The 12,534-nt window shown below is 24.9% G+C and carries 15 protein-coding genes; 6 read left to right on the forward strand and 9 right to left on the reverse strand.

Annotation, left to right across the window (positions count from 1 at the left end; all coding sequences use genetic code 4):
- Positions 1-52: 52 nt before the first annotated feature.
- The 6 genes from ACXUB0_RS06290 to rpsL all read right to left on the reverse strand — a co-directional run bounded on the left by ACXUB0_RS06290 (position 53) and on the right by rpsL (position 6,002).
- Positions 53-898, reverse strand: a complete 846-nt coding sequence (locus ACXUB0_RS06290) for a hypothetical protein (RefSeq protein ID WP_458258133.1) — start codon at positions 896-898, stop codon at positions 53-55.
- Complete coding sequence (locus ACXUB0_RS06295) at positions 873-1,520, reverse strand: nitroreductase family protein (protein WP_252320126.1); 648 nt, start codon at positions 1,518-1,520, stop codon at positions 873-875. Before ACXUB0_RS06295 ends, ACXUB0_RS06290 begins: the two co-directional genes overlap by 26 nt.
- A 102-nt stretch (positions 1,521-1,622) precedes the next feature.
- Entirely contained in the window at positions 1,623-2,879 is a 1,257-nt protein-coding gene (tuf, locus tag ACXUB0_RS06300; RefSeq protein ID WP_286641788.1) for an elongation factor Tu, read from the reverse strand.
- 103 nt (positions 2,880-2,982) lie between these two features.
- Positions 2,983-5,085, reverse strand: a complete 2,103-nt coding sequence (gene fusA / locus ACXUB0_RS06305; protein ID WP_458258134.1) for an elongation factor G — start codon at positions 5,083-5,085, stop codon at positions 2,983-2,985.
- Positions 5,086-5,100: 15 nt separating this feature from the next.
- Complete coding sequence (gene rpsG / locus ACXUB0_RS06310) at positions 5,101-5,568, reverse strand: 30S ribosomal protein S7 (RefSeq protein ID WP_458258135.1); 468 nt, start codon at positions 5,566-5,568, stop codon at positions 5,101-5,103.
- 14 nt (positions 5,569-5,582) lie between these two features.
- Positions 5,583-6,002, reverse strand: a complete 420-nt coding sequence (gene rpsL, locus ACXUB0_RS06315; protein ID WP_458258136.1) for a 30S ribosomal protein S12 — start codon at positions 6,000-6,002, stop codon at positions 5,583-5,585.
- A 712-nt stretch (positions 6,003-6,714) separates the two neighbouring features.
- Between rpsL and ACXUB0_RS06320 the strand changes: the two genes are divergently transcribed.
- From ACXUB0_RS06320 to ACXUB0_RS06330, 3 genes are read left to right on the forward strand one after another with little or no spacing between them, the layout of a single operon-like run.
- Complete coding sequence (locus tag ACXUB0_RS06320) at positions 6,715-6,993, forward strand: transposase (RefSeq protein ID WP_353306568.1); 279 nt, start codon at positions 6,715-6,717, stop codon at positions 6,991-6,993.
- A gap of 41 nt (positions 6,994-7,034) precedes the next feature.
- A complete protein-coding gene (locus ACXUB0_RS06325; protein WP_458257953.1) occupies positions 7,035-7,487 on the forward strand; it encodes an IS3 family transposase in 453 nt (150 codons plus the stop codon).
- A 14-nt stretch (positions 7,488-7,501) separates the two neighbouring features.
- On the forward strand, positions 7,502-7,645 hold the full coding sequence (locus ACXUB0_RS06330) for a hypothetical protein (protein WP_458258137.1): 144 nt from the start codon (positions 7,502-7,504) through the stop codon (positions 7,643-7,645).
- Between the two features lie 317 nt (positions 7,646-7,962).
- On the opposite strand, the gene ACXUB0_RS06335 is transcribed toward ACXUB0_RS06330, so the two are convergent.
- Entirely contained in the window at positions 7,963-8,367 is a 405-nt protein-coding gene (locus ACXUB0_RS06335) for a hypothetical protein (RefSeq protein WP_458258138.1), read from the reverse strand.
- A 320-nt stretch (positions 8,368-8,687) separates the two neighbouring features.
- On the opposite strand from ACXUB0_RS06335, the gene ACXUB0_RS06340 reads away from it, so the two are divergent.
- Positions 8,688-8,930, forward strand: a complete 243-nt coding sequence (locus ACXUB0_RS06340) for a hypothetical protein (RefSeq protein WP_458258139.1) — start codon at positions 8,688-8,690, stop codon at positions 8,928-8,930.
- A 221-nt stretch (positions 8,931-9,151) separates the two neighbouring features.
- Here the strand turns inward: ACXUB0_RS06340 and ACXUB0_RS06345 are convergent, their stop codons facing one another.
- Together ACXUB0_RS06345 and ACXUB0_RS06350 are read right to left on the reverse strand one after the other, a co-directional pair.
- Positions 9,152-10,075, reverse strand: coding sequence for an Mbov_0401 family ICE element transposase-like protein (locus ACXUB0_RS06345; RefSeq protein WP_458258803.1), 924 nt, complete (start codon positions 10,073-10,075; stop codon positions 9,152-9,154).
- A gap of 1,011 nt (positions 10,076-11,086) precedes the next feature.
- Positions 11,087-11,353, reverse strand: coding sequence for a hypothetical protein (locus ACXUB0_RS06350; RefSeq protein ID WP_458258140.1), 267 nt, complete (start codon positions 11,351-11,353; stop codon positions 11,087-11,089).
- A gap of 123 nt (positions 11,354-11,476) precedes the next feature.
- On the opposite strand from ACXUB0_RS06350, the gene ACXUB0_RS06355 reads away from it, so the two are divergent.
- Positions 11,477-11,842, forward strand: coding sequence for a hypothetical protein (locus ACXUB0_RS06355; protein ID WP_458257906.1), 366 nt, complete (start codon positions 11,477-11,479; stop codon positions 11,840-11,842).
- Between the two features lie 138 nt (positions 11,843-11,980).
- Positions 11,981-12,532 (forward strand): hypothetical protein, encoded by a 552-nt coding sequence (locus tag ACXUB0_RS06360; RefSeq protein ID WP_458258141.1) that lies wholly within the window; start codon positions 11,981-11,983, stop codon positions 12,530-12,532.
- The last annotated feature ends 2 nt before the right edge of the window (positions 12,533-12,534 follow it).

The raw sequence follows: 12,534 nt of genomic DNA on the forward strand, positions 1-12,534 counted from the left end.
AATAAAATGTAATAAAAAATATTAATTTAAATAATTAATATTTTTTATTTTCTTAATATTTATCACAAAAAGTATAAAGTAATGATAAGATTGCAGCGCCAATTAGAACATCATTTTGATTATGATTTGCTACTTGCGTAGTAAAACTAGGTAATAAACAAATATTATTAAAAAAATATTGATCAATAATTCTTCCAATATTATTATTTGTTAATGAAAATTGTTCTTTTAATATTTTACAATAATCATTATTATTTTTAATTAGTATTGAAGTTTTTTTAGTAGCACCAACATCAAGATGTAAACCTTTTTTATATAAAGGTAAATTTAAAACTTGATCATTATTTCAAATGTCATATAAATCAAAAATTTTATGTTTTTGAAAAAAATAACTAACTTTATTTTTGAATTTACTTTCATCATTATGATAACTCAAATAGTTTTTTAACATTAATATCTCAGTTCTAGCACCAAGTAAAATCAAAGATTTAATGTTATGTTTTAATAACTTATTAATTAAAAATTTAAAAAACTGTTGCTGATGTTTAACAAGTTTTAAATCTTCATTTAAAATATTTGGTTGTGGAATAACAGTTTTAACGAACAAATGTAACTTTTTATTTTGTAAATTACTAACGCTTAAATCTTCTTTTTTATTAATAATTAATAATGCAATTGAAAAAATTTTTTCAAAATCATGAGCATACGAATTGTTCTTTTTTTTATGTAATAAATTACGAAAAGTCTCAAAATCAAAAATAAGAATTGGATATTCAATCTTATCTAAAAATTTACCAATAACATTAATATTTAATTCAATATCTAAGTTATTTATTTTTAATTTTTCCATTGTAATACCTTTTCTAATACATTTATTTGATAAGCGTACTGATTTCACTAACTTCGTTTTTAATAATTTTAGTTTTTGATGGATAACCATAACCAGCAGACACTAAAATTGTAACATGATACTTATTAGGTTCAATAATCTTATTTGATTCTAAGTAAGTTAATAATTGTTGTTCATTAAAACCACCTAATACAACATTATCAATTTCATGAGCAGTTAATAATAATAAAAGATTTTGTAATAAAATAAAAGTTTGACATTGTGCCCAATGATTTATTTGTGTTTTTTTGTCATGATCAAAGAAATTATTAAATGTTGATTTATAAATTTCGTATTGTGGTTTTGTTAAATTACGTCTTTTCATAACAGTATCAACAAATCATTGATTACTAGTATTGAAATTTTCACCACTATAACTTAATAAAATAAATAAATGTGAACAAGTACTAACTTGTTGTTGATTATTTATGATTGGTTGCAATTGTGCTTTAATTTTAGAATTACTAATAACTAAAATTTTTCATGGTTCTAAACCATATGAAGATGGGGTATGACGCACATAGTTAAGAATATCGTTAATTTTACTATCACTAATAATTTTACTAGGATCATAATTACGAATTGATTTACGATTTAAAATTAGACTTTCCAGCTCTTTAACATAAGGCATTGATTTGTCATCTCTTTTCTATAAATTAATTTTACTACTAAAATATTTTTAATTAAAAATCTTTATTCTCTTTTGAGAATAAAGATTTTTAATTTAATGTGATTATTTAATAACTTCAGTAACTTGTCCAGCACCAACAGTTCTTCCACCTTCACGGATTGAGAATTGAGTACCTTTCTCAAGGGCAACTGGGTGAATTAATTCAACAGTAATAGTAACGTTATCACCTGGCATAATTAATTCCGATTTTTCACCTTTATTAATAAAGTCTCCCATACTTCCTGTAACATCAGTTGTACGGAAATAAAATTGTGGTCGATATCCTGGATTAAATGAAGTATGACGTCCACCTTCTTCTTTAGTTAGAATATAAACTTCACCTTTAAATTTAGTATGTGGAGTAACTGATCCTGGTTTAGCAATAACTTGTCCACGTTGAATATCTTCACGTTTAACTCCACGTAATAATACTCCAACGTTATCACCAGCTTGTGCTTCATCTAATAATTTTCTGAACATTTCAATACCAGTAACAACAACTTTTTTAAGACCTTTGTTAATACCAATAATATCAATTTCATCATTAACTTTTAAAGTTCCACGTTCAATTCTTCCAGTAGCTACTGTTCCACGTCCAGTAATAGTGAAAACATCTTCAACAGCTAATAATACTGGTTTATCAACTTCTCTTTTTGGTGTTGGAATTCATTCATCCATTGCTGTTAATAATTCTTTAATTTTTTCTTCTCATTCTTTTTTACCATCTAATGCTCCTCTTGCAGAACCACGAATAATTGGTGTATCATCACCTTCAAATTCATACTTAGTTAGTAATTCACGAATTTCCATTTCAACAAGTTCTAATACGTCATCGTCTACACTTTCCATATCACACTTATTTAAGAATACAACAATTTTTTTAACTCCAACTTGACGTGCCAATAGAATGTGTTCACGTGTTTGTGGCATTGGACCATCAGTTGCAGAAACAACTAACACTGAACCATCCATTTGAGCTGCACCTGTAATCATATTTTTAATGTAGTCAGCGTGACCTGGACAGTCAACGTGTGCATAGTGACGAGTTGGTGTTTCATATTCAACGTGAGCTGTATTAATAGTAATACCACGTGCTTTTTCTTCTGGAGCAGCATCGATAGAGGCATAGTCCTTAAACATACCTTTATATCCATCTGCTTCATGTTTTGAACAATAACTAGTAATTGCAGCAGTTAATGTTGTTTTTCCATGGTCAACGTGACCAATTGTTCCAACATTAACGTGCGGTTTTGTACGTTCAAATTTTTGTTTTGGGCCTGTTGATACAGGCTTTGATTTTTTTACTTCTTTTTCTGCCATTTTTGTTTCCTCCTTGGAAATAATTAATACTTATTTTTATTTAATTAAATTAAACACTAAGATAATTTTAAAGTAAAGTTATTATACTTTCAATTAAATTATTTTATTTTTTAGTAATTCTTCCTTTTTGATATTTACCAGCAACTGCTTCAGCAACTGATTTTGGTGCTTCTTCATAGTGTGAAAAAGACATTGTATATGTTCCACGTCCTTGGGTCATTGAACGTAATTCAGTAGCATAACCAAACATTTCAGATAAAGGCACTTTAGCTTTAACAACTTTACTGTTACCACGCATTTCATCTGCTTCAATAGTACCTCTTTTACCAGAAATTTTACCAACAATAGAACCATAATATTCATCTGGAATAATAACTTCAACATTCATAATTGGTTCTAATAATACTGGTTTTAATAAATCTTTATTATCTTGTAAAGACTTAGAAGCTGCAATATTAAAGGCACGTTCTGAAGAGTCAACAGGGTGGAATGAACCATCATATAATGTTGCTTTAACGTCAATAACTGGATATCCAGCAATTAAACCATTAGCTAATGATTCAATTAATCCTTCTTGTACTGGTTTAATGTATTCACGTGGCACTTTACCACCAACAATTTTATCAACAAACTCAAATCCTTTATCTGGATTTGGTTCAAATTTAATAATAACATGTCCATATTGGCCGCGACCACCTGATTGATGAATATATTTACCCTCAGCGCGCTCACAAACTGCTTTAATTGTTTCACGATAAGCAACTTGTGGATTTCCAATGTTAGTTGCTACTTTAAATTCACGTTTTAAACGATCAGTTAAGATGTCTAAATGCAGTTCTCCCATTCCTGAAATAATTGTCTGTCCTGTTTCTTTGTCTGATGAAACACGGAATGTTGGATCTTCTTCTGCAAGTTTTTGTAGACCTAAACTCATTTTTTCTTGATCAGCTTTTGTTTTAGGTTCAAGCGCTAATGAAATAACTGGTTCTGGAAACACCATTTTTTCTAAAATAACTTCATGTTTTTCATCACATAATGTATCACCAGTAGTTGTATCTTTTAAGCCAACAATAGCAGCAATGTCACCAGCATAAACCTTTTTAATTTCGGCACGACTATTGGCATGCATTTGTAAAATTCGACCAACACGCTCTTTTTTTTCTTTAGTTGAGTTTAATACATAACTACCAGATTCTAATCTTCCCGAATATACTCTAAAAAAAGTTAATCTTCCAACAAAAGGGTCAGTCATGATTTTAAATGCCAACGCTGAGAAAGGTTCTTCATCACTAGAATGACGTTCTACTTCTTTTGATGAAACAGGTAATACTCCTTTAATTGCAGGTACATCTAATGGTGAAGGCAAGTAATCAATAACTGCATCTAACATTAATTTAACACCTTTATTTTTAAAGGCACTACCACATAATACTGGGAAAAACTCAGCAGCAATTGTTGCTTTACGAATTACTGTCTTAATTTCAGCAACCGTTACTTCTCCTTCAGCATATTTCATAAAGAAATCATCATCAAAGTGAGAAAGTGCTTCTAATAATTCCTCACGTCTACTTGCAATAACATCTTTAAGTTCTTCAGGAATTGCAATTTCTTTATAATCCTCATTTGGTTTACCATCAAAATGGTATGCTTTCATCTCAATTATATCAATAATTCCATCAAAAGCATCTTCTGCACCAATTGGTCATTGAATTGCATGAGCATTAGCACCAAGACGATCTTTTAATGTTTGAATTGAATGAGCAAAGTCAGCCCCAATTTTATCCATTTTATTTGCAAAAACAATTCTTGGTACATTATACCTAGTTGCTTGATTTCAAACAGTTTCAGTTTGTGGTTCAACTCCAGTTTGCGCGTCTAATACAGCAACTGCTCCGTCTAAAACTCTTAATGAGCGTTCAACTTCAACAGTAAAATCAACGTGACCCGGAGTATCAATAATATTTATTCGATTATTTCTTCAAACAGCAGTTGTTGCAGCTGAAGTAATAGTAATACCACGTTCTTGTTCTTGTTTCATTCAGTCCATAGTTGCGGCACCTTCATGTACCTCACCAATTTTATGAATTTTACCAGTATGGTATAAAACTCTTTCTGTTGTTGTAGTTTTACCAGCATCAATATGAGCCATAATTCCAATATTTCTAGTATTTGCTAGTGAATATTCTCGACCTGATTTTTCTGCCATTTTCTCTCTCCTTTATTATCATTTATAGTGAGCAAAGGCTTTATTAGCTTCAGCCATACGATGAATTTCATCACGTTTTTTAATTGATGAACCATTACCAGTAGCAGCATCCATAATCTCAGCTGCAAGTTTATCTTGCATACTATTACCATATCTTGCTTGTGAATAAGAAACTAATCAACGAATTGCTAAAGTTATCTTACGAGTAGCACTAACTTCAATAGGAACTTGATAGTTTGCGCCACCAATTCTTCGAGTTTTAATTTCTAATTGTGGTGTAATATTAGCAATTGCCTTTTCAAATACTTCTAATGGTACTTGTTGGGTTTTTTCTCCAACAATTTTAAAAGAATTATAAACAATTTTTTGAGCTACACTTTTTTTACCATCAATCATAATGGCGTTAATTAATTGAGTAACAATTTTTGAATCATAAATTGGATCAGCAACTAATTCTCTTTTAATATCTTGATTTTTACGCATTTAGTTTTACCTCCTTATTTCTTATCTTTTGGTTTTTTAGTTCCGTATTTAGAACGACCTTGATTACGATTTACTACTCCGGCAGTATCAGAATACCCACGAATAACATGGTATCTAACTCCAGGTAAGTCTTTAACTCTCCCACCACGGATTCCAACAATAGCATGTTCTTGCAAATTATGACCTTCTCCAGAAATATAAGCAGTAACTTCCATACCGTTAGTTAAACGAGCACGAACAATTTTTCTTAAAGCTGAGTTAGGTTTTTTTGGTGTTCTTGTAGTAACTACAAGCGCTACACCTTTTTTTTGCGGACTGCTAATTGAAGAAGTTGTTTTTGTTAATGAATTATATGAAAGATTTAACGCTGGTGATTTAGATTTGTATTTTTTATCTGTACGTCCTTTACGTAATAGTTGGTTCATTGTTGGCATTAATCGTTAGCCTCCTTTATGATTTTAAAGAATTAATTATATACACAATTCCTAGTGTATCAAAATTTAGTCTAATAAGTATAATACCAGTTTTTAATAGTAATAGTCAAATAAATTTTGAAAAATAATTAGAAAAAAATAACATAATTTAAATTGTGTCATTTTAATTATAATAAAATATTATATTTCTTATTCGTGTACTGTTAGAACCTGTTTAGGATCTTTTTTAACTTATTTTTGATTAAATTAATATCATAAATGTTATTTTATAGTTGAAAAATAAATTTTTAATCGATAAGTTGTCAAATGATAAAATCTTTTTAACAAAAAAATGACAAAGAAAATAAAATGTTAATTAACTGTCAGGTTAGAAATAATTATTCCCTTTTTTAGTTTAATTATGTTTAAAAGATTCCAAACAGGTTCTTACACCAGTTAATTTAACAGCAACTGCAACATCTTTTGATTGCCCAAGCGTAACTTTAATATTAACTGTATTATCTCCTACAGTTAAATCTGTATCTCCTTTATCAAAAGTAAATGTTGCTTCACCAGCTTTATCTTCATCAGTAACTTTTTTAATTGCTGCTGTAATAATATCTTTAGCATCATTTTGTTTTTGTGAATCATTTAATGTGGATGGGTTACACTTTATTGGACACTAATTACGTAGACAAGTGAACAAATTAGTGAAAAGAAAGGAAGTATAATTATGGCCAATATCAACTCATATTCAGATGAATTTAAAAAACAAATAGTAGCTTTATATCAAAGCGGTAAGTCAGTGTCTTGTCTTGCTAAAGAGTACAATGTTACAAGAGCAGCTACTTATAATTGAATTAAGCAATTTACTAATTCAGGTAGTTTTAAAACTAAAGATAATCGTTCTGTTGAAGAAAATGAATTAATTAAATTAAGAAAAGAATTAAAACAATTAAGAATGGAAAATGATATTTTAAAGCAAGCAGCACTAATAATAGGCAGAAAGTAGAAATTATTGCTAAAAATAAAGTTAAATATAAAATTCGCACAATGTGTCGTTTTTTGAAAATATCTAAATCAACATATTATTTTAACTTAAAGAAAAAAGAAAATAAAATCAAAAATAATATGTATGATGAAGCTGTTATTAGTGCTTTTAAAGAAAATAAAGAAGTTTATGGTACTAGAAGATTAAAAAAAATTTTAGAAAACCAAGAAATTTATTTATCACGGAGAAAAATTAAAGAAATTATGAATAAGCATAATTTAATATCAAAATACACTAAATTATCATTCAAAAATCATCATAATAAAGTCAATAATAGTCAAATAACCAATCTTGTTAATAGAAACTTTAATAATAGGGTTAAAAATGAAGTTATTGTTAGTGATTTAACTTACGTTCAAGTTAATGGTAAATGAAACTATATTTGCCTATTAATAGACCTATTTAACCGCGAAATTATTGGACATAGTGTTGGAGTTAAAAAAATGCATTACTAGTATATCAAGCATTTATGCAATCAAATCGCTGTTTAAAAGATATCCAAATATTTCATAGTGATCGAGGTAATGAATTTAACAATAAAATTATTAATAATCTTGGGATATTGTCAAAAATCCGGAATAAATTAAATCGTTGTAGTCTTATTATATTTTAGACAAGAAATAATTTGGATTTTTATGAAATTGTACATTTATCTTACTATTTTTTAAAAGATAATACAACTAAAATACTTATAATGTCATTATTTAGTAAAAATTTCCTATTAGTTATCGAGTAATAATTTCCCAAAAGTGAAGTTATTTATATAACTTATAATTAATAATAATTCGATTTAAAACAGCCCTAAAAAGGGCTGTTTATTTTTTGAATACTATAAACCATATAAATTTTTAAATCGTTTGAATATGAGCAAATTTGGTTCCTTAAAATTCATTTTAAATATATAAAGATATTGCAATTGCAATATCTTTTTTATAATTTTAGTGAGTTTATTTTAAAACCCTTATAATTTTTATTTTCAAAGCTATTAATTTCAACTTCATCAAACTTTTTTATTTTTAACTTTTCTAAATTTTTGTTATAAATTTCCATTTTTAAATTTGATATTTTTTTTAATTCTTCTTTTATTGAATTAAATTTAATTTCAAAATAATTTACTTTTTGAGAAATAATTCTATGTTCATTTTCATATTTTCTTATTTCATTTCTTGTTTTTAATTCATTTTTATTGTTAATATCTTGATTTGTTAAACAGGATATTTTTTTATTTATTTCTTTTTCTTTTCTTTTTTCATTATCTAGCTTTTTCTCCAAACTTCTAAATTCATTACTTAACTTAGAAATTTGATTTTGACTTTCTTGTAATTGTTTATCCATATATTAAAAATCCTTTCAAAATTAGAAACCTAATTGTTTAAAAATAAAACAATTAGGTTTCTAAAACTATTTTTAATTCATATTTATTATATTCATTAAAAATTGGTTTGTAAATAAAAAAGTTCCTATATGAAAACAAGGAACTAAATTTTTAGGGGTTATTTAGAATTTGTGTTTATTTAACAGTGTAACTTTCCAAAATAATTTAATTTTTGATAAATATTTTTGGGAAATTTTCACTCGATATTGACACTAAAATACTTATAATTAAGTTTAGTAAGTGTTAAACTTATGAAGTAATATTTAAGGAGAATTTAAAGATGAAAATTAAAACACTGAAAAAATTACAGTTAATAACTGTATCACTATTTATTTTAACTATTTTAATTATAATTAATGGACTATTATTACTTGGTTTATTTCACGGAAAAGAAGTAGTAACTGTTAAAAATAATTATTTATTTAAAAATACAAAACGTTTAATATATGAATATAATGGTTTTACTTTGTGAAGTAAATATAGTTGATATTACATATTAACCAATAATAATATTTTTTTTTAAAGATTTTGGAAATGAATATATTATTGATAATTATTATAGTTATCCTTTATTATGGTTAAAAATTGCAGTTATTTTTTCTACAATTGTAGTTCCGATTTTTGTCTCTATAATTTTGTCATTAACATTCTTAATTATTGGTTTAAAAAGAAAAATAAAAAATAATAATTTTTGAGATGCTATTGCAAATTGTGAAATAATAAGTAATTATTACATTCATTAAATTATGTTTCTAAATTTATTTTATTACATTTAAAAATAACCATTTTAATGTAAATACTAATATTATATGTTCTATTACCAAGCATTTCTTTTAAAACGTGTCAAATATTAGTTTCAGTAAAACAACCAATATTTCACTTTGCACTTTGATTTTCAATACCTTGTTTATTATTTTTAAAATATTTTTTCTTTAATTTTTTATGATTATCTAATTCTTTATATAAATAATCAATTAATTGTTTATAATTACCATTATTAATTAAATTTTTACAATGATTATATTCTTTTAAATATTTTCCTTTATTTCCCACCATTATTCCAAGATATAATGTTCTAATTAAATGAAATTTATCTAAAACAAACTGTGCACCTAAATAATCAGCAACTTCTTTAATTCATCCTGCACTATCACCACAAATAATAATTTTTGCTTGTTCAATATTTTCATAAAATTTTTGACAATGCTCTTTAACAAATTCAGCAGTCTTTTTAACTCCAATTACTGTTCTTGTTGGTCTTATAATTGCCTTTACTCTTTTATTTTGTACTTTGTGATTAATATTATCTGTATATGTTACTATTAATCGCATAGAGTGTTTTATACCTTTACGTTTAAAATTTCAAAATTTTCGATGTCCATCATCAATCGCTACAAAAATAGGTTGATTTTTTTCTAATTTTACTTTTACTGGATTTGCTTCAATTATTTCTAAATTTTTAAAAACTCTATGAACAGTACTAACACTAATACCTGATTTTTTACAAATAGCACAAATATCATGATATCTTTTTCCATCAGCAAAATATTCAATAATAGTTTGTTCAACATCTTCACCAATTCTTTTATATTTAGGTAATTTTAGGACGTATTTCAAATGTGGATATAATTTAATTTTCTCTAAATAAAAGATAAAATAAATTATTAATTGTTATAACAATTATAACACATTAATTAAAAAAAATAAAGTATTTTGTGTCACATTTTTATTAATATAATTTAAAAATTCCTAACTATTTAGGTTTAGATTTATTAAATTTTATAAATTTAAACAAACACTTTTAATTTATTAATTCTTGCTTGTTTTAATTTTAATAAATTAAAAAATGCTTCTTTTGAATAAATTTTTGCATTATTATTAGATATAGATTTTATTAAATGATAAACATCACTTTCAGCACTACAACCTATATTTCAAATAGCATTTTGATTTCTAATACCTTCTTTATTATTTTTAAAATATTCATATATTTTTTCATCAGCATTATTTTCTTTTAAATAATCTAATAATTTATAATAACAACCATTTAAAAATAATTCATAATAAGCATAATTTAATTTTTTATTATTTTCTTTTGTTCTTTTACCTTTTCCTACAATAAATACTTGTTTTAATTTTTGTAATGGATGTCATTTATCTACAGCATAATCAATTTTTAAATAATTAGCAGTAGATTTAAGATAAGTTGCACCATCACCAGTTAATTTTAAATTTTCATTAGTATAACCAATAAAAATATTATCTAAATTAGTTATTATTGATTTACCAAATTCTTTTTTAGTAATTCTTTGACCTTTTCTAGTTGAAATAACAAAAATATATTTATTTTCTAAAACATGTCTATTATCAGTAGATTTATTTAAATCAAAACCTAAACTAATACTTACCGTTCTGTGTCTAAATTTTCTTTTTTGCTTATTATCAATTAAATTATTATATGATTCATCTGATTGTATATAAATATAATCAGTTGGTAATATTTGTCTTTTTTCTTTTGGTAATTCTTGAACAAATATAATAGTTTCTTTTAATCTTCTACAAATAGTTGATAAAGATATATTTATTTTTAAATTATGTTTAATTATAGGATATGTAATATTATTTAAATCTGCATTAATTATTATTAATTTATTAACTCAATTTGTATAATTTTTATATTTATCAATATCAATATATTCTTGTTGGAGTTATAATTTCATTTGTTAATTTATTTTTATATGTTCTTAATGGTAAATAAGATATTCCAAATTCACTTTTTATTAAATGTTTTCTACGTTTTATTAATTTATATTTATTTCTATCATATTCATTTAAAAATCAATTATTATCATATTTTAATATTTTATTATCATAATCTAATAACATTTGTTTTTCATGATTAATTTTATGTTGATAGTTGTCAAGTTTTTCAGATAGTAAAATCATAATGCTTTTTCCTTTCTAAATACATGACTTTGAGTATAACAATAATTAACTGGTGAGTGTTGTAGTATACTTTAGTTAAAATGTTATAATTAGTATATAAATATTGAATATAGGTGATATAATATGCCAGCAAAAAGAAAAGAATTAGGTAATTATGATGTTACAATTAGTAATTATTTAAGAACTAAAAATAAAACATTAACACCACAAGGATTAAATAATGCACTTGGAATTGATAGAAAATTTATATTTGATTGCCGACGCAGAAGCAGTCCATGACAACGTAATTTTTTAAAAAGTTATGATAAAGCACGTAGTATTATTTCAACTCATATGTTAGAAAAAGCATTAGTAAAACCAGAATTAATTTATCAACATTGATTAAAATCTCATCCTAATGAATTTGATATTAATGAAGATGATAATACTACTCAAAGTAATATAATTATTAATATTTGTGAACCAAGAAAAATAGAAAATAATGATTAAAAACCTATAATAAATATAGGTTTTTTTCTTTATTTTAAAGGGAAAAAATGATATAATATATTAAAGCGATTATGTTATTTATTAACATAAGTTACAAGGGATTATCAAAAAAGCGATTATTAACAAGGGAGTATTTTTATGTCTAATTTTGAAGTTAAAGAAAAAAAAGAAACTTATACTTTTGAAGAATTACAAGAAACTTTAAAACAACAAAGAAATGTTGTATATGCACAAGCAAAAGATGAATTTCTTAAAAAAGAATTAGAACCAAAAATAAATGAATATCAAACAAAATTAAAAGAATATGAAAATAAAATTAATAGTTTTGAAGAGCAACAATTATTTTCAAATATTAAAGATACTAAAAAAGTAAATTTAATTAAAAATTTAATGAGTACTGATAATTATAAATCTTTATCTAAACAAGAAGCATTTAATAAAATTAATGAAGATTATAAAGATTTTTTAATTGATAAATTAGAACCTATTAAACAAGAAAATAAACAACAAGATAATTCAATTAATCCTACTGATTTAATTTTAAAATTACATAATAATTCATTAGACCATTTTAAAATTGCTCAAGATTTAAAAAATAAAGCAACGACACAAGGAATGACTAATCAAAAAGAATTAGAAGATTTAGTTGAAATTACTAGAAATGAAGCTTTTCAATCTATTGGTAAATAGAA

Source organism: Spiroplasma endosymbiont of Dactylopius coccus (assembly GCF_977110965.1).